Consider the following 24,056-nt stretch of genomic DNA (forward strand, 5'->3'; position numbering starts at 1 on the left):
GATGAAAGCACAATGGGAACAAATGAGCCCGAACATGAAGCGGGGTCTATCGGTTGCTGGTATTGCTGGTGGTCTCATCCTTATGGTGATGGTGTTTTCACCTAATCCTGACGATGGCTCAAGCAGTCGGAACCGGCAGGAAACGATCCGGCACATTCTTACGGATACCAATACTCGTGATGTTGGGGTCGATAGTTTGGCTGCGAACGTAAAACTACTCAGTGAGCGCAATGAACAGTTACGTCGTGAAGTTGAGCGCTTGCGTCGTGACGTCGATTCAGGACGGCTAAGCCCTGGTTCGCCTTCTATACCAAGTGAAGTCAATGCGGAGCTGGCCCGCCTTAGAGCGGAACTTGATGATGTTCGCGCTGGAGGTGATGCAGCAGTTGAAGGCACAAATAGCCGCTTTGAAGTGCCTTTATCTGCCATGGAATTGCCTAAAGAAGAAAAGCCATTGCCGTCTAACCCAGACGACTATTTTGCCAATGCGCCGCTGCCTGATCCGCTCTATCAGCAGCCAGCCAATGGCCAAGGCACACGAGCTCGGGATGTTCCATTGCCGCCAATCACGATTCGTATGATTGAGCCTGAAGTGGTTGCCGAACCAGACGTTGTTGTGCAAGAAGCGCCGCCTTTGTATCTACCGGCGGGCAGCATCATCTCAGGTACTTTGATCACGGGTTTGGATGCCCCTACTCACGAGTCCGCAAGACGCGAGCCTTTTCCTGCATTGCTGAGGATTCAAAAGGAAGCCATTTTACCCAACCGATTTAGAGCGGATATCAAAGAGTGTTTCTTGATCGCCGCAGGTTACGGTGATTTGAGCTCAGAGCGTGCCTATTTGCGAGGCGAGACCATTTCATGTGTGAGAGAAGATGGTGGCGTCATTGAAACACGACTGGATTCTTATGCCGTGGGTGAAGACGGCAAAGCCGGTATTCGTGGCCGATTAGTGTCGAAACAAGGCCAACTGGTGGCTAAATCGATGATGGCCGGATTCCTACAGGGCTTGGCAGGCGCATTTGATGTGAATCCTGTACCAACGATTCAGACGGGTAATGCCGGTGATACTCAGCTGTACCAGCAAGTCATGAGCCAAGAAGCATTACAAGGCGCTGCGATTAAAGGCACAGGTAAAGCATTGGATCGAGTGGCCAAGTTCTATTTGGACATGGCTGAAAATATGTTCCCAGTTATAGAGGTAGACGCTGCAAGGAAAATTGAAGTCATAGTCACTCGTGGTGCCTCGTTGTCGTTGGCCACTTCGCAAGGGGGAGGTGCAAGAAGATGAAAAAATCCTGCATGTTGCTAACCGATCGAAGTCCGTTTCAGACAATAAGATGTGTATCCAGAGGAGAGTTAACCATGACGACATCAATGCAGAACAACCCAAAGCACCAGTCAAAACAGTGGTCTAAAGCTGGATTACTTTTATTGGCTGTCGGCTCAACCTTATTGTCTGGCTGTAGTTCATTGGGTCTTGGGAGTAGTGAATATGGATGTCCAGGTATGCCTGACGGTGTGCGCTGTTTATCCGCTCGTGAAGTCTATGAGCTTACCAGCAATGGCGCTGCACCCAAGACGATTGATGCTGTGGCGACTCGAATTGGTTCTCCCTCTGGGTATTCACAATCTGATTTAGAGACAGGACTGCTGAGCCATCCAGCATTACCCGAGACGCAGCAATCTGCACCTATTCGCATTCCTTCAAGGGTAATGCGGATTTGGATTGCGCCTTGGGAGGATGACCGTGGAGATCTGAATTTATCCAGCTACGTGTTTACCGAAATTGAACCGCGCCGGTGGGATATTGGGGTGTCAGCACCTCGAACGGTTTCGCCAGTGCTACGTCCACTTCAGACTCAAAGCGATTCTGCCTCAGCGGGAGCTGATGGTAAGCGCGATAACTTGAGTATCTACGGAGAAACTAACGAATGACAAATGCAGTTCGCACCATTCAAACTCAGCGCCTAATGACTATTGGTGCGCTTGGTTTAATGGCGTTAATGATTTCGGAGCCCTCATTTGCGGGCACCGGTGGTGATGCTTTCACTGATGTGTGGGATACCCTAAAAGATTGGACCCAAGGTACTTTGGGACGGATCGTAGCGGGAGCCATGGTACTGGTGGGTATTGTGGGCGGTATCGCTCGCCAAAGCTTGATGGCTTTTGCCTTGGGCATTGGTGGCGGTATGGGTCTCTACAATACGCCAACAGTCGTTGAAAGTGTCATGTCTGCAACTTTACCTGTTGTTGCCAGCACTCAAGAAGTCATTGGCACAGCAGTTCCAGCGATCAGCGCCGTTTTACTGGGCACCTGATAATATTGACGGCTTCTCTTGTGAAAGGGGAGCCGTCATCTCAGTCTATCGACAATGATTTTTCGATATCGCAGATCCTTGCCATGAGTACTAAAGGATCAAACGTCGATTCTTTGAAGCCAAATTTCTTGTAGAACGTTTGCGCACTACCATCAATAGCATGGACTAAGATTCCTGCTCCACCGACAGCGTTCATTGCTTGTACTGAGCGAATGATACAATCTTTTAAAAGACCTGCCGCAATGCCTTGACCTTGATAGGCGTTATCTACTCCAAGCCTGGCTAGAATCACCATGGGAATGGGATCTGGACTATTTCTTCTTAATGAACTGAAAGCTTGCTCTCTGGAAACTGATCCCATGGCAATGGCATAGTACCCGACCACTTGATGGGCGTCAGTGTCATTGACCACATACACCCTCGCGGTTCCCCGCTTTTGACTCTTTAACGCCTGTTTTCTTAACCAAGTATCGAGCTCTTCAATGCCACATTGAAAGGCATTAAGCTGGTGCTCATCAGTGAGGAGGGTTGGTGCACTTATTCCCAAGGCGCTTTCCTCTTAAACAGATCTTTCATACCTTCAAGAGTCTGTGGCTCTGCACGAAGTTCGTTATCAAACGCTTCAAAAGCCTTTGCTTCTAGAACAAAATCCCGCTGTTCTGCCAGTATACTATGCGCTTCATTGAGCGCTGCTTGCTGAATGAACACGGTTCTATCAACTTTTTTTAAACTTGCTGCGGCATCGATGATGTCTCTTACCGATGGCAGTACTCGCATGTTGATTGGGGCTGTCTTTGTAGCCATGACACCATCCTCTGTATATCTATTTAATACACAGTTTAAATGACTTTTCCGTGTAGTCAATGGATATACGAATTGTTGGGCATGAAACTTTGAGAGTAGGTCAGTTTGATTTCGAGGGGATGTCACTCTTTCTGGTTTAAAACATTGCAAAAATTAACACCTAAGGTATGAAAAAAAGGAATCAGCTAAACCAGATGACTTGAGGGGAAGTCTGTAAGGCTGGCAGAATGAAAGCTATACCCTTACAAATAGTGCGTAACAACAAGTGGCACCCTAGCAAGGCATCCAATTCTTCAATCTATCTAACCGAGTCCACATAGGACAACTGCATAGACTGGAGCCTCGATTTACATTAACGAGGACTCCTCATGCGAAAACTATCTCCAATTATTCTGGCGCTTGCGCTGTCTCCATTGGTTCAAGCTGAACCTGTGTCTGAAGTGTCGCCCGTTGGCAAAATTGACGGCATGGTTTCTTTACCTGTCACTGGTATGAAAGCGGTCGAAAGCAATGGCCGTATTGTTTTCATGTCAGACAGTGGCCGGTTCGTCATTGATGGCACGCTCTATGATGCCTGGTCGAAAAAGCCGCTTACTAGCCTCGAAGAAATTCGTGAAGCTGGTAACACGCTGGACTTAAGTCGTCTTGGCTTAAAAATGGATGATTTGAACCCACTGACTTTAGGCGAAGGCAAAAAGAAAGTGGTGGTCTTTGTTGACCCCCGGTGCCCGCATTGCCATGAGCTTTTGAAACAAGCCCTACCGTTAACCAAAGAATACACCTTCCAAATTCTCCCTGTGCCAGTGCTCGGTCCTGATTCAGAACGTCAGGTTCGCCAGCTTGGCTGTGCGCGTGACAAGAAAGCGGCCACCGATGCATTGCTCAATGGCCGGATTGGTAACCTAGAACAGGATGATGCCTGCAACTTAGAACCAATGCAGCGTACCTTGGTGACGGCTCAAATCCTGGGCATTCAAGGTGTGCCTTTCATCGTTGCCAATGATGGTCGCATCAGCCGAGGCCGTCCTTATGATCTTTCTGCTTGGTTGGAGGGGCGTTAATGAAAGCCTCTCTGTATTCAGGGCAACGCGCTTCAGAGCTCTTGCCAGTATTGGCCTATTCCGACGATGAGCAACTGTTTTTCATGGAAGACCAGAGTGTTGGCTTTGGTTTTCTATGTGACCCATTGCCGGGTGGTGATGAGTCTGTTGCAGACAGGGTTAACGTTCTACTCAACAACGACTGGCCAAAAGACACTTTGCTGCAATTTGGCCTGTACGCATCCCCTGATATTCAAACCGACCTTCAGCGCATGATGGGCTTGCGGCATCGTCAATCCGATCCATTGCTTAGGGCGTCGATACGCAAACGTGCGGATTTCCTCGATGGGGGCACGGTTCAACCGATAGAAGAATCGACCCAAACTCAGGTGCGCAACTTTCAACTGATCGTCACCTGCAAATTGCCTTTGGAAAGTCCTATTCCGACGGAGCGTGAGTTGAGTCGAGCATCCGCGCTTCGGGCTTCTTTCTCGCAAGCGCTGGCAACGGTTGGTTTTCGCGTCACTGAGATGACTGACCGAAATTGGCTCGCGGCATTAAGTGCGCAGCTTAACTGGGGAAAAGATGCTTCCTGGCGCAATCCATCACCAATCCGCAGTGAGGCAGATAAACCACTTCGAGAGCAAGTGTTGGATTATGACCGAGCTATCAAGGTGGATAGCCAAGGTCTGATGTTGGGTGATTACCGAGTTAAAACCTTATCGTTTAAGCGCTTGCCTGAGCGGATCTGGTTTGGTCATGCCGCAAGTTTTGCGGGCGATATGATGACGGGTAGTCGCGGTTTACGCGGCAGCTTTTTGCTGAATGTCACCATTCACTTTCCTTCAGCCGAGGCCATGCGATCTCGTTTAGAGACGAAGCGTCAATGGGCGGTCAATCAGGCCTATGGCCCAATGCTCAAGTTTGTGCCGGTGCTTGCAGCCAAGAAAAAGGGATTTGATGTTCTTTTTGAAGCCTTGCAAGAAGGTGATCGTCCTATTCGGGCAAATATGACCCTAACGCTGTTTTCCCCAACGGAAGAGGCGTCCATCAGCTCTGTTTCAAATGCTCGAACCTATTTCAAAGAACTTGGATTTGAGCTGATGGAAGACAAGTACTTCTGTTTGCCCATTTTCCTGAATGCTTTGCCATTTGGTGCTGATCGCCAGGCGATGAACGACTTGTTTCGATTCAAGACCATGGCGACACGACATGTGATCCCTCTGTTGCCTTTGTTTGCGGATTGGAAAGGTACAGGCACGCCAGTGATTAACTTTGTTTCCCGTAATGGCCAGATCATGAGTGTGTCCCTTTATGACTCGGGCAGTAATTACAACTGTTGCATCGCGGCGCAATCGGGGTCGGGCAAGTCATTCCTGGTGAACGAAATCATCTCCTCCTACTTATCAGAAGGCGGCCAATGCTGGGTGATTGATGTTGGCCGCTCTTATGAAAAGCTGTGTGAAGTCTATGACGGTGAGTTCTTACAGTTCGGGCGGGACAGTGGCATTTGCTTAAATCCGTTTGAAATCGTTGAGGACTATGACGAAGAAGCGGATGTGTTGGTTGGGTTATTGGCCGCAATGGCCGCACCCACGCAGTCATTAACCGATTTTCAGATGGCCAACCTAAAGCGTCAGACCCGTGAACTGTGGGAGAAAAAAGGTCGTGCCATGTTAGTTGATGATGTGGCAGAGGCCTTGAAAAATCACGAAGACCGACGTGTGCAAGACGTGGGTGAGCAGCTCTATCCGTTTACGACACAGGGCGAATATGGCCGCTTCTTTAATGGCCACAACAATATTCGCTTCAAAAACCGTTTCACTGTTTTGGAGTTAGAAGAGCTCAAGGGGCGCAAGCACCTACAACAAGTGGTGTTGCTTCAGCTTATCTACCAAATCCAACAAGAGATGTACTTAGGTGAGCGGGATCGTCGCAAGATTGTGTTCATTGACGAAGCTTGGGATCTGCTGACTCAAGGTGATGTCGGTAAGTTCATCGAGACGGGTTACCGTCGATTTCGAAAATATGGAGGCAGTGCTGTAACGGTAACGCAGTCGGTCAACGATTTATACGACAGCCCTACAGGTAAAGCCATCGCTGAAAACTCGGCCAATATGTACCTGCTTGGCCAAAAAGCTGAAACCATCAACGCGCTCAAAAAAGAAGGTCGCTTGCCACTAGGTGAAGGCGGTTATGAGTACTTGAAAACGGTTCATACCGTCACGGGTGTCTATTCCGAAATTTTCTTTATTACCGAAATGGGCACCGGGATTGGCCGCCTCATCGTCGATCCGTTTCACAAGCTGTTGTACTCGTCCCGTGCAGAAGATGTAAACGCGATTAAGCAGTTAACGCGCAAAGGCCTTTCTGTTGCTGATGCCATCTCCCAGTTGTTAAAGGAGCGAGGCTATGAATAAGTCCACGCTTTGGCCATTTATGGCCTCTATTACTTTGTCTATTGCTGGTAGCGGTTTAATGACCAGTTGGCTCTTAATGAAAACACTCGAACCCATCCACAGCCAGTTGGCGTTAAGTACGCCCATTGCAGTCGTGGATTTTGGGGAGGCGGTGTTGTCACTGGGCCCCAATGCCAGCGAACAAGACATCGAATCCAGGTTGCTTCAGACCAATCAGCAAATTGAAAAGTTAAAAGCAGCCGGTTTTATCGTGCTGGATGCCCAAGCGGTGGTGGGTGCAGATGATTCTGTATTCGTGCCAGTAGGCTCAAAGGAGGTGTCTCATGCAGATACTCCGTAAAAGAATGCCTTGGCGGCCATATCTCATCCGGTTGACTGTTCTTGCGTTAATCATGGCCTTGGTAGGCACCTACGCCATGATGCGCTACCGAATAGGTATTGATACCCAGCAAGAGCGCTGCCTGCCTGATACCACGATATATCTGATTGACCTATGGAATAAAGAGCCCGTTAAGGATGGTCTGTATGCCTTCCACTCAAAAGGACTCTCTCCGTTATATAACGACGGTACTCGGATGCTGAAACGCCTAACAGGGATGCCAGGGGATGAAGTCAAGGTGACGCCTGAGCATGTGCTGGTGAACGGTGCTGAAGTCTCTACCGGCATGGCATTAGCCCAGCGTCTTGGTGTGGCTGAAATAGAATTTAGCCGCTCATTGACGCTGCAAGAAAACGAATATTGGTTTTCCGGTGAGGCTGCAACGAGTTTTGACTCCCGCTATTGGAATGCCGTTAAGCGCGAGCAGATTGTTGGTCGCGCTTGGCCGCTTTGGTAGGAGGTGGATGATGAGAAAACTATGCCTCTTATTTTTGTTGGTTGCTCCATTGGCTTGGGTTCAAGTGTCCTGGGCACAAGAGCCTTATCCGTTGTCTGCCGAGGACAAAAAGATCGTTGAAATGAGCCGCAGCATTTTACACAGTGCTGTGGATGGTTCATCTGAATTTATCGAGCCTTTTTCACCGATTGAACAACCTGCGTCGCTCAAACACAACGATGAATGGTTGATATTTGCGTCGTCTTCACTGGGGGATTCCTCACTGAAGCAGCTATTTAAAGAGGCCAGTGCTACCGGCGCTATTGTGTTGTTTCGGGGAATTCCTGAAGGAAAGACCTTGGGGGCGGCTATCCGTGATTGGCATACGCTGATGACGGGGCTTGATCCTGTTCCTCAGGTTCGAATCGATCCGAAAGCCTTTGTGCACTGGCGGGTGACTAGCGTGCCTGCCATTTTCCGCATAGAAGATGACAAGGTGACTGCAAGTGCACTAGGGGTTTACAGCAAGGACTGGTTGCAGCGTCAAATTGAAACAGGCAATACCGGTTCATTGGGTCAACGCGGTCCTATTCATTCGATTTTAGAACCGGATTTGATGCAAGTGGCGATGCAGCGTTTACAGTCGATTGACCTGGGCGCATTAAAGAAAAAAGCCATTGAGCGTTTCTGGTCTCGCCAAACATTTACTGAGTTACCCAAAGCCACGCAGTATCGGATAAGAATGGTTGATCCAACCATCGTCATGCAGCGGCCACTATTGGATGCCAATGGCCGAACATTGATCCCAGCAGGAACGCGTATTAACCCGCTCAAAGCCTTGCCGTTTACTCAGCAGCTTGTGGTGTTTAATGCGTCGAACGCTGAAGAAGTGGACGCAGTTGCGCATTGGCTTGAGGGCCAAGATAGGACACTGCGCCGCATTACGCTTATCACCACGCAGCTCGACCGTACTCAAGGTTGGAATAGCCTCAATGCGCTCGAAAAGACATTGGATAGTCCGGTTTACCTTCTCAATGCCTCTCTAAAGCAGCGCTTTGATTTGCAAGTCACCCCATCGTTTGTTCAAGCAAAGGGGCTCGCGTTTGAAATAGAAGAAATTCCAGCAAAGGAGCTTGTTAATGAAAAAGCTCAATAATACGTATCGTCTGTTGCGGACTCTCGTTGTCATGTTTGTCCTGGGCGCATCTATTCCTGCAAAAGCCGAATTGACCTGCCCAGACGCGGGGTTATTGTCCGGCAAGTTGCTGACGGATGTTTGCTGGTCATGCATTTTTCCTATCAGGGTTGCCGGTCTTCCTCTTGGCTCTGGCAATGTCCCAAGCGGCGCATCAAACAAGTCATTTTGCTTATGTGAAGACAACTTAGGCGTGCCAAGGCCAGGTATTGTTACCAGCATGTGGGAGCCAGCGCGTCTGATTGAACTGGTCAGAACGCCGGGTTGCTCGCCTTCCCTGGGAGGGATTCGTTTACCGTTAGGTGATAGGCGATTGCAAGGTGGTCATGGCGAGGGTGAATACGATACCGGTGATCTCGCTTTCTACCATTACCATTATTATGCCTTTCCGCTTTTGGTCATGCTCGATTTGTTCATGGATGGCAATTGCAATGCCGATGGTTACATGGACTTTGACTTGATGTATTTGTCGGAATTGGACCCAACATGGCTGAACGATGAACTGGCCTTTTTTACTCAGCCTGAAGCTGCTGCCGTTGCCAATCCATTGGCTATTTCGGCTTGTACCGCTGACGCTGCTTCATCAACGCTTGGTAAACCCATCGACCAGTTGTTTTGGTGTGCTGGCAGTTGGGGCCATCTCTACCCGTTATCTGGCCACACCTTAGCCTTTGGCTCATTAGCAGAAAACACCAGCCATTTAGCAGCGCGTGCAATCGCGGCTCAACACAGGCGTGGTCTTGCTAGGCGAACAATGGGGAACAGTGCGCTATGCCGACCTGTTATCGACCCCATGCTGCCGAAATCCCAATACAAGATGAGTATGTTCTTCCCTGTACCAGAAACTGAAAATGCGCATGTCATCGGTGAAAGCACAATGAAATGGGGAGAGTGGCGAACAATCCCAGGTGCCGGTGAAGATGCGCTCTATATTTTGTGGCGCTGGCAAGACTGCTGTAACTCGGGAGGTTAACTATGAAACCAACACTTTTTACCCGAGTTTTAGCGGGTATTTTATCTATCACTATGGCGTGCTTGCCCCTACATGGTGTCGCCGCTGATGTGCAGCGCCAATCCGGCTTAAGCGGACAACAAGAAGGTAAGCAATTGCTGCAAAACTGGACGATGCCCGCACTCAATGGCAATACATTGTCGGTGCCGACTGGCAGTGGTAATGAGACGATTAACTTGCAAGAGCTTTTCCCTGGTATGGATCAGGGCTCATTGGATGTCTTAACGGGCGTTTATGGCTCTGATGCCAGCATGAATCAATTGGGGACACAGCGCCAAGACAGCATGGCATCCGAAAGTGGCGCTTCGGGTGAGGCGTTTCGCTCGCTCCAGCAAATCAAAGACAGGTCTCGGCCAGATATGGTCAATGATCCGCTTTGGACATTAACTGATGCGGTTCAAACTGACCCCAATCTATTAACCCAAAGCTTCCCCGGCTGTGAGTCTCAAGGTGAAGGAAGCCCAAATAACCAGCAATGTGACAGGCTCAATACAGCGGTGAACAGCTGCACTATTACTCACGATTACACGGCAGGCATCATTGAGCATGTTTCAGGGCCGATGAACCTTCGCTCTTGTGGTGAGGGGTGTCTTGAAGTTTGGATAGGACGAATTGGCGACAACTACTGGAGTGGCCGTTGTAAGGTGTTTGAACAGGCCATCACACTCAAAGTCGTGAATCCCGATGCGATTACCTCAGCCGTTCTTGAGTACGCCAAATGGGATGACTACATGCAAGTGTGGCTTGGCGATCAGAAAGTCTGGTCTGGGCCGAACAATAACTTTCCACCAGAAACGGCAGGTCGCTGCGAGCTTAGTACCAGTTGGGAACGCAATCCTAATACTGACCTCACCGCCAAGCTAAAAGCGGTAGAGCCCGGTTTAGAAGTGCCAGTAAAAATTCGCGTATCGGTAACGGGTAGTGGTGAGGGTTATGCACGCATCAAGGTGCGCTTTGATCCAACCAAGGTGGTGATGAATGATAGTTGGTCGCCACAATCCTGTATCGAACAAGCAGCGGATATCCCGGCGAAGTTTTCAGACTACAGTATTCAATGCACGGATCAGCCGTCTTCAACCAACGGATGTACGGTGGTCAATGGTGTTTCAGTTTGTGAATCCTACTTTGCCCCAAGCCCAGTGGCTGGCATATCGCCTTTGTGTCGGCGTGTTCAAGTGAGTGTGGATGATGAAAGCTATAAGGGGATTGAAAATCAGGCCTGCCAAGTGCTTGAAGCGAATCCTTCCTGTGGATTCATGTCGTCAGAATGTGCCGAGACCAATGATAAAGGTGAATGCATTCGTTTTACCGATACCTATGACTGTGGATTGCAAACCAGCGATCCAAAGTGTGTGGTATCCAACCTTATGCCAAGTAGTTTTGAAGCTTGTGAGCCTACTCAGACGATTACGCCATTTACTGAAACCAAGCATGTACCGGACTACCAGGTGTGCGAGAAGATCAGCACACTTACTCAGTGTCAGTTAGAGCGACGTGTATCTGCTGAAACCCATCAACAAAACTGGTCCATTGAGCGTGGTTGCTTCAGCTCTGAAACGCTCAGCTTTGTTCCACAGCACAGCAGTACAATGCAAACTGGAAACGCGACGCTGAGAGTTTTTGATAATCAAAATACTGAGATAAAAATCACCGAGTCGCCATCTAAGGCAAATGGTTGGAAAACGACACTCTCACTGACGGGCAATAAGGAGACGGTGACTGAGACGAAGTCATCCATTAAATACCCTGAAATGACCTGTCCAAAAGGAACCTTGGTTGGTTCATTGTGTAAAGTCGTCAATGGGTCGATTATTTCGTGGCATGAACCTCAGGAAGTCACTCGTTCCAAATGTGAGTCCGGCTGGAACAAAGTCGATTTCGATACTTGCAGCCGAGAAGTTCAGAAGTGCTTGGCTCCTGCGAAACTAAGTGCTTCCTTGACCTTCTCCGGCAAGTACTTAGAGCAGGACGTTGTTCATCAATCAAGTGATCCGGGCATAGACCAATGCTTGATGCAAACGGATCAGTTCACTGCGGTGCAGTGGCAGTGTTTGGATACGGGCACAAAACGAATCGACGGGTTAACGGTTGGTAGTGGCGAGTTGACCAATCTTGGAAGCCTTTATCCGGCGGTTGTTTCGTCTCCTGCTCATTTAACCAGTCGCGGCAGTTCTGATGGACTGGGGCTCTCATGTTGGAGGGCAAGAGCGACCTACAATGCTTCTACTGCTCATCCAGAGTTCAACATGGGCAGCTCAGATAGCTGGGTAGATGCCAATGGTAATACACAAACCATCGTCAATAACGGACAAAACACGACCACCAATACGTGTGCCGCGCTAGAGAAAAACCCGGCCTGCCAGTATGTCAGAACCGAATGCACTGAAGGCGGGGCTGGTCATGAAGGCTTCTGTTATATCCAAAGTTTGGTGTATGACTGCGGACAAAGCGTTGAAGTGCAAAACGCTCGAATGGAAGCTCAATACAACTGTGAGGGGCCAGTTCGCTGTATGGGCACAGATTGTTTGGAGCCAGAGTCAATCAAGCAGGCTAACTTTGCAGAAGCCGCTGCGATGCTTAATGCGGCTCAGTTTATGACCAATGATATGTCATGCACGGGCGCTGATGGCCAAGATAACGTCGAGTGTACGGTCTTTAAAGGTAATGCTGGCCAGTGCAAAAAAGCCGTTGGCGGCATAGTGGATTGCTGTGAAAAGCCAAGTGGCGTGTCGTTATCGGATTACATCACGATGATAGTGGCGGTCAACAAGCTTGATACGGCAGTCATGGCCATGAATCCGTCTTCGGCAATCTATGGTTCCTGGAATACGCTCAGGGAGCCAATAACGAGCACTTGGAGTGCGGTTAAAGAGCCTTTTGTGTCTGCATGGGACTCTCTCATGGGGGCAGGGCCATCAACGGCTGCTGGCGCGGGAGCGGAGCAAGCTGCGACTGGCTTCATGCAGGTGTTGACCAACAAAACGGCTGAATGGGTAGGTACGACCTTTGGTTCGGGGGCGCAATCGGCACTGTTTAGCAACGTTGGTGGCGCGGTTGGAGCCGATGGTGTCGTTTCGGGCGGTAACTTTGCCCTGGGGGGCGCTGCTGGCGCGGTTCTGAGTACGGTTATGACGGCCTACATGATTTATTCAGTCACCATGATCCTCATTCAGCTTATCTGGAAATGTGAGCAGAGTGAATTTGAGATGAACGCCAAGCGGGTATTGAAGAGTTGCCACTATGTAGGTTCTTACTGCAAGTCTAAGTTCTTAGGTGCCTGTGTTGAAAAACGGCAGTCATATTGCTGCTTTACTTCGCCACTTTCACGGATCATTCAAGAACAAGTACGTCCTCAATTGGGCCTTGGTTGGGGCAGTGCCAAGTCACCAAACTGTGAAGGTTTGACCGCGAGTCAGTTAAACCAGGTAGATTGGAGCCAAGTCAATCTGGATGAATGGATAGGTATCTTATCGATAACAGGCAACCTACCCGAAGTACCGTCACTGGATCTGGAACGACTCACAGGCTCAGGAAGTACGCTAAACGTTGATGGAAACCGTCAAAGTGCCGCAGATAGAGCCATTGAAAGGCTAAACGGAATGGATGCTCAGAAATTACGCCAGGAGGCGACGGAAGAAATTTCGGGAAACAATTAAAAGAAATTGCTCCATTAGCCCAGTTTTGCAGGGCTAATGGAGCATATAAAAAATAATAAATATGCATTGAATTAACTGCGACTATTTTGTAACAGATGTGTTTGTAGTAGTGTTTGTAGCAGGGCGGGAGTTAACTTTTAGTTGATATCACCCAAATATTAGCTCCGCCCTAAAATCTGGGCTCCATCCTGCTTGCTGCCTTTTGCCTTTGATGCTGTCTTTTTTCCCTTGGTGCTGCTTGATCACACTCAAGGATACGCGGTTAAACAGCGCTAGATGTGCCGCCCCTGTTGGATCTGCTACCTTCATAGCATCTTCTCTGAACGCAACATCAAGCACCCAATGCAGTTCATTTTCAACTAGCCAGTGATCTCTTATATACTGTGCTGCTTGTTCTGCATTAACTGGTAAAGAGCTGATATACCATCTAGACTCCCTTGTTCTAACGCCTCCCTCGCATCTTTCACTCACTACTTCTATCACGCTTTTTATTGTGGTCCATTTTTTCGCAAGCTCTTCAGGCAAACAGGCCTGCATTTGCAAGACTTCACGTCGCTCTAATCGTCCGTGCCCTTTGTTTTCTTGCGAGAATTCTTCAAACAATTCAGGGTTATCGTACGCTGCGGCAAAGCTGGCGGTGACAGCTTCATAAAGCGAGGGTTGGTTTCTCTTGATTTGAATAACAAAATCAGATTCCTTCTTTTTTAGCACTTCCATTGACTTAACTTGAGCATGAAGGCCATCTAAGGTGAATATCGTGCCCTTAGTTCCCAACATATCAATAAGCTGGCGAGCTAGTTCGGCTTCATCACCCTTGCCATCACTAGAAGATTGGGCCAGCGTGATCCCATTTTCAACATCATAAGCACTGACCACATGGATCGCGTTGTAAATATCGCCTTTCCATGCTCCACGTAATGTTTTGCCATCAATTGCAATACGAGCCTTTCCGGAGCTTTCTCGACGTACATTTATCCAGCTCAATAAAGCCTGCATCAGAGCTTCTGTATCAAGTGCTTTCACTATCATCGCGATGCAGTGACGGCGGGGGATCCCATTCTCGAAAGAACGATATTTTTTTAACCATTCAATTTGGGCGTCACCAAAATTTTGTATCTCTTTCCACCCGTTAGCACCACTTAAAACAGCTGAAAAAACAAGGAAAACAACATCAATAAGGTTATGCTTCATGTTTGTTGCTTGACGATGATCAGGTATATCTTCTAGATAGGTGAATAAGTCCATACAATAAGTTTATTCAAGTTTAAGTTATTGATGTGATCCCAGCCCCTGAAAAAAGTTCATTTGCCACTCGTAAAATTGCAGCAAGCAAAGGTCAATTCTAAATCACAATTTAGTTAGATCCCGCCCTGGTGTTTGTAGTAGTGTTTGTAGTAGCTCATATCTGATCTTGCAGTTTCGATGAATTGGGTTGAACTTCATCGGGCAGAATGCAATTGAGATTAGGTTTTGCTGTTGGGTGAAGCTTTTAGCTGTTGTAAAAACTCCCTTTTTTTGATCGGAATTTTGATAGATTTTCGTCTAGTTTCATTAACAACTACCGTAAGTTCAAACTTTGAACTTACGGTAAAGCCGTATGACGACGGTCAGCAGCTAAAACACATTTGTAGTCTGTCTTGTATCTGTGGTCTACATACCCCATATATTTAAGCAAAACAAAAATAAGGTAATGGAATGTACATAAGTTCTCTAAAGATAAGGAATTTCAGAAATTTCTTAAGTTCACGCTTCACCTTTAAAAAAGGGGTGAATACTATATTAGGGGAAAACGGCTCAGGTAAGACTAATGCGCTTTTTACTCTTAGATTGTTGCTCGATGAATCATTACCTAGAAACGTTACCCGATTAAAAGACAGCGACTTCTGTAGAAATTTGCTTGATTGGAAAGGCCATTGGATAGTCATTTCCATAGATTTCGATGAACTTTCACCGCATGAGGGCTGCCAGATGTTAAAGCATGATGCTGGGCATATGGATGACAGCTCAAGAGGCACACTTACATATTATTATCGCCCCTGCCTAAAGGTCAGGCAGGCACTTTTTGAGGCAAACGGTGATCAAACCCTATCTAAACAAATCTTAAATGAAATTACAATTGATGACTATGAACCAGTATTTTCAGGAAGAGCCAATGCTGATTTTTTATGTGATGAAACCTACAGAGAGTTAGTCGGTGATTTTGCTAATTATATTTTCCCAGACCCTAATAATATAGATTTTAAATCTTATGGTGTAAAGCTGTCTCCTCTTCATGAAGAAGTATCGTTTACTTTCGTGAAAGCATTAAGAGACGTAGTTTCTGATTTAAAGAATTACAGAAACAGTCCTTTGCTAGCTCTATTGAAGGGGCTGGAGTCTGATATCTCCGATGAAGACTCAAAAAATATTACTGAACTAGTATCCGACATTAATGCCGCCATCTCAGAATTAGACGAAATAAAGCAAGTTTCAAATGGGATTCAAAGTACATTACATCAAACGGTTGGTTACGCATTTTCACCGATTATTGATATTGAATCTTCGCTACCGAGCGAGCTTGATAAGTTATTACAAAAGCTGTCTCTAACCGTGGGTGATAACTATGTTGATGGCTACAGTGGTGATTTAAATGAACTTAGCCTTGGTGGGGCAAATTTGATTTATGTTGCCCTTAAGTTATTAGAATACGAGCGCAAGCAGAATATAGACAAAGCAGCTCAATTTTTGGTGATAGAGGAGCCGGAAGCGCATATCCATACTCACATCCAAAAGACTCTGTTTGAAAATCACGTTGTAGATAAAACTCAGGTATTCCTATCTACCCACTCAACACATATATCATCAGTTGCCAAAATTGCCGAAATGAACATTTTGGGGCTAGATGAGAATAGGGTTGATGTTTTTCAACCTGCAACAAACTTGAACACCAAAGAGTGTAGTCGAATCGAAAGATACTTAAATGCAACACGTTCTACACTCCTTTTCGCGAAAGGTGTTATTTTAGTTGAAGGTGAGGCTGAATTAATACTTATACCAACGCTTGTGAAAAAAGTATTAGGCATTTCATTAGATGAACTTGGTATAAGTTTAATTAGTATGGATAGTGCTTTTTTTGAACATATATCAAACTTGTTTCACCTGGATAGAATTAGAAAAAACTGTGCGATAATTACTGATTTGGATAAATCCATAGCAAAGCTACCAGCTAACGAAGCTGATTTCGATGATTACCTACGATCTTGTTTTAACTCTCAAGAATCAGGAAAAATACGAAAACAAAAGCTTGATGAGCACATTAATGGAAACGATTACGTAGAAGCATTCTACGCCAACCACACTTTTGAAGTTGACTTTTTAAGCGCAGAAAACTCAATAGAGTTAGTTGAGTCGCTAAAATCAATATACACATCTCAAGCGCATATTGATAAGTCAACAGCGTTGCTCGAACATTCCGATGTAAGCATATACGGAAAAGAAGTGCTTAGGTTAGCTAATAAAGAAGGAAAAGGTTGGTTTGCTTTGCTTGTATCAGAAACGATTACATCGGAAACATATATCCCTAAATATATTCTGAATGCGATAGCTTTTTCATGTGGTTACAAACTAGCACCTCAAGTTCTACATAAAATGTGCTGCTACAGGATGAACAATCCAATGCCTGTTTTTAAAGATGAAGATAAACCTGTTGAATTCTTCAAAGACAATAGCAATGACATAAATGCCTGCATTAGTGAGTTTGTTAAAGAATGTGCTGATGACGATTTAACGTACCTAATCAACTTGCTGGCTAGGTAGATTATGGAATTAAGTACCGAGCAACAAGCCGCCGTAAATTGTAACGGAAATGCTTATGTAACCGCGTGCCCTGGCAGTGGCAAGACAAGAGCACTCACAGCAAGAATCGCCAAAGGTGTAGATGCTTTGAAGCACCGAAACAATAAAGTTCTCGCTGTTACTTTTACAAATCGTGCCGCAGCTGAAATTACCGATAGACTCGACGAAAATTATACAATAGAGAGTGGCAAGGTGTGGGCTGGAACCATTCACTCCTTTGCCTTGGATTGGATAATAAAACCTTACGCACCTTACCTTTCTTATCTAAATGATGGTTATTCAATAGCTGATGAATATGAAACAAGAAGTATTATTAATAGACTAAAAAAAGAAAATGGCGTAGGTATATTCGAAGACATTAATACTTCGTTTAATAGGCAAGGCGAAGTGATAAATTCGGACCATCGAGCTACTAGAGTTGAACAAGAGTATCGAAAAGAGCTTGCCGAAAGAAAGAAAATAGATTTTGACCAATCCCTATATTTTGCTTATCAACTATTGGAAGCAAAACCCGAAATTGCTAACACTTTAGGAGGCATATTTAGCTTAATATGTATAGATGAGGCTCAAGACACACAAGATCTTCAATACGCAATTCTATCCAAGATATTTATTCATGCATCAGATAAGCCACAGTTGTTTATTGTTGGCGATGAAAATCAGGCGATTTACGGAAGTATTGGCGGAAAATCTCTATCACTAGATGAAATAAATGAAGAATTCTTGGGTGGCAATATTACACCCTTTACATTTAGTGATAACTATCGTTCTACACAAAGGCTTGTGGACTACTTTTCTCCATTTCGCAATGTTAATGGCGGTATATCAAAGGCTAAAAATAAAAATGCCTCAGGTACTATTCGCTTCTTCAATCAGAGTGTTGATAAGGACTATCTAGCTGACAATATTGCTCACTTAATTCAACAAGAATTGGATAATGGATGTAGCGAAAACGACATTTGTGTAATTGCTCCAAAGTGGGATCCTATAAGGGTTATGACCAAAAAGTTAATTACATTACTTCCCGATGTAAAATTTGATGCTCCCGCTTTATCACCATTTCATGGTCAACAAGATAGTTTTTGGTTAACTGTCGCGAAACTGGCTTTAACAGACCCATCCGGAAGGTTATTAACTACACGAATAAAATGGGCTGGAGAGGTAATACGTCAGCTTACCGAAACATATCACCATATTAGCGAACTAACGCCTAAAAAACTTTTAAAGTTAATTAATTCTTTTCAAAGTGACACCCAAGTTGGGACTGAATACCTCAAAGCGTGTTTTGAGTTTATGGTTAGGGAACTAAAAATAGAACTAGTGACAGACAAAGTTCTTCTAGAAAATTTTGAATTATTCTTTGAAAAAGCATTAGCGAACATTGAGCGTAGTGAAGGTCAATATGAAGACACCGTTACAGCATTAAAAAGCTTTTTTAAGGAATCAACAGGGGTAGTAATTAATACCTGTCACGGTGTAAAAGGTGAAGAATACAAGACTGTTATAGCATTTGGACTTTTAAGAGGATTCATCCCCCATTGGAACGACATAATTAATCGACCAGTATCTGTCGGAAGAGATTCAGAATCAAAGCTGCTGTATGTAATCGCGTCTAGAGCTAAAGAAAATTTATATTTGTTTGCAGAAGACGGACGAAGAACTCAAAACGGTAACCCTTATGAAACGTCAAGCTTATTGAATGCTTACAAATACCAGTATAATTAATACCTGTATGACGGGCTTAAGAAGCTTACTCTGCACGTATCGGTTTCGTTATTCTTGGCTGACCAGAGGGTATAATAAACTTACAGCGAACTTTTAAAGTCGCTGTTGAGCTTGAAGCAGTTATTCAGGAGACTATTATTTAAACCGCCGCTATTCGCTCATAACTACCCTTATAGTATTTACGTTAAGCAGTTTTGGGCTAAAAGCGAGTTAGAATCGAACGCCCGCTTTGGGATGTTGCCAACGGTCAGATTAGATTGAGAACTGTTAATCGAACCTTATTCAACTAATTTGTTTTAGCTAGTTTTCAATTAACAGCTATCTGATACATGGCAATTAGAATTACCTTGAATGCCTTTAATCTTCAAATCACGTACTTTTTCCCATTCGTCCAAAGGGTCCATTTTTGACCAAGCTTCAAATAGCTGAGTTTGTTGCCTGCTTAGTCTTAGGCCGTATTGATCTCGCATGTAGAAATAAATTCTAGCAATATCACCCTGACGATTAGCTGGTGGTTCTGCTCGGCGGTCTTTGAAATCAACTTCGAAATCACATAGACCATAGGATCTTGGTTCATACGGAATCATGCCAAATCGAAAATTTGATCTATCCCCGTTGAGCTCTCCTACTGATGGTACGAGGTTATGGAGATCCGACACCATTTTAGAAAACCCAGGATCATTCTTTTCGCAGTTCCGACGTCCACCGTTTTGCCAGCATTGGCGTTGATGGCCAATTTCCCATGCTGAGACAACGTGCTCCCACTCTAAGCGTTCTCCTCGTTTCGGTTGCTTCCTTGGTTCATATCCGCAAGATGCAGCATCAATCGCACCATCATTGTTATAGCTACATCCACAGTAAAACGTACTCTGGTTGTCTTGGTAAATTTCTCGGGCAAATCGTTTTGCCTGGCTGAACGATGTTGGGTGTTCTGCAAATGCAGGGATTGCGAACAACGCTATTAAGAAGGTAACGAGAAAATTAGTTCTATTCATGTAAATTGGCCAAAAATGACAGTTAAATTCATTTTAATGATTTTGATAGAAAATACAGCAAGATGAAGAGCCCCTTCGAGAGGGGCTGGTTGATGGGAGCCTAGTTGGCGGGGTTATCTGTTTCCTCTTCAGTGATATCGTCATCGGTTGAAGGCACCGCTTGCTCAACTTCTGCTTCTTTACCCTTGGCTTGGGCTGATTTTCGTGCTCGAATTTCGATATCAATTATGCGTCGAGCCAGTTTGATGATGCGCTGTTGCCATGCGTAGTTGCCATCAACACGTTGCTTGTTGCTAAGCACGCTAGACAACCAGAGTGTGTCCATTGAGATCATCAACGCATCGAGTTTGCGAACTAAGCCGGCAAACTGGCCAACCTGAGGCGAGCTGATTTTGGCGTTGAAGGTAATCGGGTCGGTGTAGTCAGGTACTTCATCGATGCCGTTGGACTCCATCAGTTTGTCCAAACGAGCTTGTTCTTTGTCTACCGCCTTAGCGCAATCCTCGATCAACTGGCTAATGATCTGTTCCACTTCATCGATTTCGTTCTCATCGCCAATGATGCGTAGGATGACATCGATTCCGTAAAGCGCACTGACCGTGCGCCTAAAAACACGGTCAACGACACGTTGCGCCTGTAAGCTGTTAATTGTGAATGATTGTTCAAAGATGGGTTTTGAGTAATTGGGTTTTGCTTGGGCCATAAGTTTGCTCCTGATATGACAATAATCAGTCCCTAGACTAATCCTCTGTGAGGTAATGGCCTTTCAGCTAGGTGGAAGAATTGAGCATCTTTCTAACTATCCTGTCTGGATAAGACGGTTACACTGACTATCAAATATTGCTGATCTGTTTCAGTGATATCTGCGCCTGAGAGCATGAGCTCAAAGGAAGCCCGCCGCTGAGTATTCTCAGTGGTACTAAGAGGTAGCTAGCCTCCTTAAACAAATAGCCTGCATGTTTTTACATGCTCAACCATGCGTTCCTTACGGTTCGCCTTTTCACCACCCAACTGGGGGAGTTTTCCCCAGTTGGGGGTGACTCCTTCAAAACCAATATAAGGAGTCACCAATGGAATATATCTTCGGATTTATTATCCAAATCGCAGGCATTATGTTGCTTGCAAAACTGAGCTGGTCGCTTTTGCGATTGCTTGCTCGTCAAAGTGTGCGCCCGTTTCGATTTGTACTTACTCAAATCAAGCGATTGCTCACACCAAAACCAAAACGTCGTCCAATGGCAGTGCCTAAAGCTCCTGGTATGCCCCGTTTGACATCTGCGTTTTACAAAGAGCCACATCAGTACGACATGGCTTTACTCGAAATACCAACCTATCTGCGTCGTCAGTCTTCTTTGCCCAGCCGGGCAGAAACGACTGTTTGCACAGAGTTCAACTAAGACAAGGAGAACATCATGAAAAACCAAGTAACACTCATAGGCTACGTTGGCTCTGAGCCAGAGACGCGAGCCTATCCATCAGGTGATTTAGTGACCAGCATTTCGCTGGCCACTTCTGAGAAATGGCGCGACCGTCAATCCAATGAGCTCAAAGAGCATACGGAATGGCATCGGGTCGTTTTTCGAGATCGTGGTGGATTTAAGTTAGGGCTAAGAGCAAAAGATTTGATCCAAAAAGGAGCGAAGCTTTTTGTTCAAGGGCCTCAGCGCACGCGCTCATGGGAGAAAGATGGCATTAAGCATCGATTGACCGAAGTGGACGCGGACGAGTTTCTGCTTCTTGATAATGTGAACAAAGCATCTGAGCCATCACCGGCGGATGATGCGGGCTCCCAAGCTAATTGGGCACAAACATATCCTGAACCAGATTTTTAACCGAGCAAAAACGCTTTAACCCAGTCGGGAGTACTTTCCCGTCAGGGGCAGACTCCCACTTTGATTGTCGGAGTCCACAATGGAAAAACCAAAGCTAATCCAACGCTTTGCTGAGCGCTTTAGTGTCGATCCAAACAAGTTGTTCGATACCCTAAAAGCAACAGCATTCAAGCAACGTGACGGTAGTGCACCGACCAATGAGCAGATGATGGCGCTCTTGGTGGTTGCAGATCAGTACGGCTTGAACCCTTTCACCAAAGAGATTTTTGCGTTCCCTGATAAACAAGCTGGGATTATCCCAGTGGTAGGTGTCGATGGATGGTCTCGCATCATCAATCAACACGACCAGTTTGATGGCATGGAGTTTAAGACTTCAGAAAACAAAGTCTCACTGGATGGCGCGAAAGAATGCCCTGAATGGATGGAATGCATCATCTATCGGCGCGACCGTTCGCACCCAGTCAAAATCACTGAGTATCTGGATGAAGTCTATCGACCGCCTTTTGAAGGTAACGGCAAAAATGGCCCTTACCGTGTAGATGGTCCATGGCAGACGCACACTAAGCGAATGCTAAGACATAAATCCATGATCCAGTGTTCCCGCATTGCGTTTGGCTTTGTGGGAATTTTCGATCAAGACGAAGCGGAGCGAATTATCGAAGGCCAAGCAACACACGTTGTTGAGCCATCAGTGATTCCACCCGAGCAAGTTGATGATCGAACCCGAGGGCTTGTTTACAAGCTTATCGAGCGGGCAGAAGCTTCAAACGCTTGGAATAGTGCATTGGAATATGCCAATGAACATTTTCAGGGTGTTGAACTGACGTTTGCGAAACAAGAAATATTTAATGCACAACAACAAGCAGCCAAAGCGCTCACACAGCCTTTAGCTTCTTAGCGCCACGCATTCATTTTACTAACCCTGGCGGGATTATTCTCCCGTCAGGGGGGAAGGTCTCGTCTTTTATTTGGAGATCTTCCATGACTAAATCAGCCTCACTTTTTCGCTTGGTATTGGTTGTTGCCCTTGTCGTAGGTTCGATTCAAGCCGGTATAGCGGCAATTGATTCGGTTCAAGCAAGTGTTGTTCAGCACCAAACAGCGTTAGCACAAGCTGCAAAGTAACCACTTAACCCTGAAGGGGAGTTCTCTCCTTCGGGGGAGTCTCCCCTCAAAGGAGACAATATGAAGGTTATCGACCTATCACAACGTACTCCTGCATGGCACCAGTGGCGCATTGCAGGGGTTACGGCATCTGAAGCCCCAATTATTATGGGGCGTTCACCCTACAAAACACCTTGGCGATTATGGGCAGAAAAAACTGGATTCGTATTACCGGAAGACCTGTCGAATAATCCTAATGTGCTTCGCGGTATTCGGTTGGAGCCTCAAGCAAGGCGAGCATTTGAGAATGCGCATAATGACTTTCTTCTGCCGTTATGTGCAGAAGCCGATCATAACGCAATCTTTCGAGCCAGCTTTGATGGCATCAACGATGCGGGCGAGCCCGTTGAACTGAAATGTCCTTGCCAGTCAGTTTTTGAGGATGTGCAAGCTAACCGAGAACAAAGCGAGGCGTACCAGTTGTATTGGGTGCAAGTACAGCATCAAATACTGGTCGCTAATAGCACGCGAGGTTGGTTGGTTTTCTATTTTGAGGATCAACTGATTGAGTTTGAAATACAACGAGACGCATTGTTCTTAACTGAATTGCAAGAAACAGAGCTTCAGTTTTGGGAGTTAGTACAGACCAAAAAAGAACCGTCAAAATGCCCAGAGCAAGATTGTTTTGTTCCCAAGGGTGAAGCCCAATACCGCTGGACATCGCTGTCCCGCCAGTATTGCTCAGCACATGCCGAAGTGGTTCGACTGGAAAATCACATTAAATCTTTGAAAGAGGAAATGCGAGAAGCTCAGTCAAAATTGGTCGCTATGATGGGTAACTACGCTCATGCCGACTATGCTGGGGTCAAACTCAGCCGCTACATGATGGCGGGCACGGTGGACTATAAGCAATTGGCCACCGATAAATTAGGCGAACTGGACGAAAAGGTTTTAGCTGCTTACCGAAAAGCGCCACAAGAGCGGTTGCGCATCAGCACCAATAAGCCAGATCAGCCCGTTGAAACACCAATCAAAATCAGCCTTGAGCAAGAGAACTTGGTTCTGCCAGGTGACTCGCCGAGCTCATTTTATTTTTAACGTTCACTTGGAGCCGATTTCGGCTCCTTTCTCATGCACTTACATCGAGTGCATCAGAAAGCAGTTTCACTCGTAGCCAATGCTGGGTACGAATGATAGAGCGAGCTGAACTCTTATATACACAGCCATACCACAATCAACACACCACCCGACGGGGACTTCATTCCCTGTTGGGGCATGGGGCCTCGTCAAAACAGATGAGGTT

22 protein-coding genes are annotated in these 24,056 nt (G+C 46.1%); 17 read left to right on the top strand and 5 right to left on the bottom strand.

Annotation, left to right across the window (positions count from 1 at the left end; genetic code table 11):
* Nucleotide 1: 1 nt before the first annotated feature.
* From QF117_RS08630 to traA, 3 genes are all read left to right on the top strand, one after another.
* Nucleotides 2–1,291, top strand: coding sequence for a TraB/VirB10 family protein (locus QF117_RS08630; protein ID WP_169650375.1), 1,290 nt, complete (start codon nt 2–4; stop codon nt 1,289–1,291).
* A gap of 74 nt (nt 1,292–1,365) precedes the next feature.
* Complete coding sequence (gene traV / locus QF117_RS08635; protein ID WP_001944091.1) at nt 1,366–1,938, top strand: type IV conjugative transfer system lipoprotein TraV; 573 nt, start codon at nt 1,366–1,368, stop codon at nt 1,936–1,938.
* Nucleotides 1,935–2,321 carry a TraA family conjugative transfer protein gene (gene traA / locus QF117_RS08640; RefSeq protein ID WP_023584042.1) on the top strand — a complete coding sequence of 129 codons (387 nt, stop codon included), beginning with the start codon at nt 1,935–1,937 and terminating at the stop codon, nt 2,319–2,321. The genes traV and traA overlap by 4 nt, the downstream gene beginning before the upstream one ends.
* A 40-nt stretch (nt 2,322–2,361) precedes the next feature.
* On the opposite strand, the gene QF117_RS08645 is transcribed toward traA, so the two are convergent.
* Both QF117_RS08645 and QF117_RS08650 read right to left on the bottom strand, forming a co-directional pair.
* Nucleotides 2,362–2,868, bottom strand: a complete 507-nt coding sequence (locus tag QF117_RS08645) for a GNAT family N-acetyltransferase (protein ID WP_023584043.1) — start codon at nt 2,866–2,868, stop codon at nt 2,362–2,364.
* The gene (locus QF117_RS08650) at nt 2,859–3,125 is read right to left on the bottom strand and encodes a DUF1778 domain-containing protein (protein WP_000212004.1); all 267 of its coding nucleotides are present in this window, start codon (nt 3,123–3,125) and stop codon (nt 2,859–2,861) included. Before QF117_RS08650 ends, QF117_RS08645 begins: the two co-directional genes overlap by 10 nt.
* 368 nt (nt 3,126–3,493) lie before the next feature.
* On the opposite strand from QF117_RS08650, the gene QF117_RS08655 reads away from it, so the two are divergent.
* From QF117_RS08655 to traN, 7 genes are read left to right on the top strand one after another with little or no spacing between them, the layout of a single operon-like run.
* Nucleotides 3,494–4,186 (top strand): DsbC family protein, encoded by a 693-nt coding sequence (locus QF117_RS08655; protein ID WP_001228924.1) that lies wholly within the window; start codon nt 3,494–3,496, stop codon nt 4,184–4,186.
* Complete coding sequence (gene traC, locus QF117_RS08660; RefSeq protein WP_024008831.1) at nt 4,186–6,585, top strand: type IV secretion system protein TraC; 2,400 nt, start codon at nt 4,186–4,188, stop codon at nt 6,583–6,585. Before QF117_RS08655 ends, traC begins: the two co-directional genes overlap by 1 nt.
* Nucleotides 6,578–6,925 (top strand): hypothetical protein, encoded by a 348-nt coding sequence (locus tag QF117_RS08665; RefSeq protein ID WP_004249366.1) that lies wholly within the window; start codon nt 6,578–6,580, stop codon nt 6,923–6,925. Before traC ends, QF117_RS08665 begins: the two co-directional genes overlap by 8 nt.
* Complete coding sequence (locus QF117_RS08670; protein WP_172665238.1) at nt 6,909–7,421, top strand: S26 family signal peptidase; 513 nt, start codon at nt 6,909–6,911, stop codon at nt 7,419–7,421. The genes QF117_RS08665 and QF117_RS08670 overlap by 17 nt, the downstream gene beginning before the upstream one ends.
* Before the next feature lie 10 nt (nt 7,422–7,431).
* The gene (locus tag QF117_RS08675; protein ID WP_282389447.1) at nt 7,432–8,556 is read left to right on the top strand and encodes a TrbC family F-type conjugative pilus assembly protein; all 1,125 of its coding nucleotides are present in this window, start codon (nt 7,432–7,434) and stop codon (nt 8,554–8,556) included.
* Nucleotides 8,540–9,568 (top strand): TraU family protein, encoded by a 1,029-nt coding sequence (locus QF117_RS08680; RefSeq protein ID WP_282388585.1) that lies wholly within the window; start codon nt 8,540–8,542, stop codon nt 9,566–9,568. The genes QF117_RS08675 and QF117_RS08680 overlap by 17 nt, the downstream gene beginning before the upstream one ends.
* 2 nt (nt 9,569–9,570) lie before the next feature.
* On the top strand, nt 9,571–13,263 hold the full coding sequence (gene traN / locus QF117_RS08685) for a conjugal transfer protein TraN (RefSeq protein ID WP_282388586.1): 3,693 nt from the start codon (nt 9,571–9,573) through the stop codon (nt 13,261–13,263).
* A 147-nt stretch (nt 13,264–13,410) separates the two neighbouring features.
* Here traN and QF117_RS08690 read toward each other — a convergent pair whose 3' ends face one another.
* Nucleotides 13,411–14,508, bottom strand: a complete 1,098-nt coding sequence (locus QF117_RS08690) for an ISAs1 family transposase (RefSeq protein ID WP_282388587.1) — start codon at nt 14,506–14,508, stop codon at nt 13,411–13,413.
* 450 nt (nt 14,509–14,958) lie between these two features.
* On the opposite strand from QF117_RS08690, the gene QF117_RS08695 reads away from it, so the two are divergent.
* Complete coding sequence (locus QF117_RS08695) at nt 14,959–17,058, top strand: AAA family ATPase (RefSeq protein ID WP_282388588.1); 2,100 nt, start codon at nt 14,959–14,961, stop codon at nt 17,056–17,058.
* Nucleotides 17,059–17,061: 3 nt separating this feature from the next.
* Entirely contained in the window at nt 17,062–18,822 is a 1,761-nt protein-coding gene (locus QF117_RS08700; RefSeq protein WP_282388589.1) for an ATP-dependent helicase, read from the top strand.
* A gap of 311 nt (nt 18,823–19,133) precedes the next feature.
* Here QF117_RS08700 and QF117_RS08705 read toward each other — a convergent pair whose 3' ends face one another.
* Together QF117_RS08705 and QF117_RS08710 are read right to left on the bottom strand one after the other, a co-directional pair.
* Nucleotides 19,134–19,817 carry an endonuclease gene (locus tag QF117_RS08705; RefSeq protein WP_282388590.1) on the bottom strand — a complete coding sequence of 228 codons (684 nt, stop codon included), beginning with the start codon at nt 19,815–19,817 and terminating at the stop codon, nt 19,134–19,136.
* A 100-nt stretch (nt 19,818–19,917) separates the two neighbouring features.
* The gene (locus tag QF117_RS08710; RefSeq protein WP_282388591.1) at nt 19,918–20,520 is read right to left on the bottom strand and encodes a hypothetical protein; all 603 of its coding nucleotides are present in this window, start codon (nt 20,518–20,520) and stop codon (nt 19,918–19,920) included.
* 367 nt (nt 20,521–20,887) lie between these two features.
* On the opposite strand from QF117_RS08710, the gene QF117_RS08715 reads away from it, so the two are divergent.
* The 5 genes from QF117_RS08715 to QF117_RS08735 all read left to right on the top strand — a co-directional run bounded on the left by QF117_RS08715 (nt 20,888) and on the right by QF117_RS08735 (nt 23,851).
* On the top strand, nt 20,888–21,214 hold the full coding sequence (locus QF117_RS08715; RefSeq protein WP_055647248.1) for a hypothetical protein: 327 nt from the start codon (nt 20,888–20,890) through the stop codon (nt 21,212–21,214).
* A gap of 15 nt (nt 21,215–21,229) precedes the next feature.
* Nucleotides 21,230–21,649: a single-stranded DNA-binding protein gene (gene ssb / locus QF117_RS08720; RefSeq protein ID WP_282388592.1), complete on the top strand. Its 420-nt coding sequence runs from the start codon at nt 21,230–21,232 to the stop codon at nt 21,647–21,649.
* Between the two features lie 79 nt (nt 21,650–21,728).
* On the top strand, nt 21,729–22,547 hold the full coding sequence (gene bet, locus QF117_RS08725; RefSeq protein WP_000414662.1) for a phage recombination protein Bet: 819 nt from the start codon (nt 21,729–21,731) through the stop codon (nt 22,545–22,547).
* Between the two features lie 83 nt (nt 22,548–22,630).
* Entirely contained in the window at nt 22,631–22,774 is a 144-nt protein-coding gene (locus QF117_RS08730) for a hypothetical protein (RefSeq protein WP_008844794.1), read from the top strand.
* A 60-nt stretch (nt 22,775–22,834) separates the two neighbouring features.
* The gene (locus tag QF117_RS08735) at nt 22,835–23,851 is read left to right on the top strand and encodes a lambda-exonuclease family protein (protein ID WP_282388593.1); all 1,017 of its coding nucleotides are present in this window, start codon (nt 22,835–22,837) and stop codon (nt 23,849–23,851) included.
* Nucleotides 23,852–24,056: the final 205 nt, after the last annotated feature.

The organism is Vibrio sp. YMD68 (assembly GCF_029958905.1).
Lineage (GTDB): Bacteria > Pseudomonadota > Gammaproteobacteria > Enterobacterales > Vibrionaceae > Vibrio.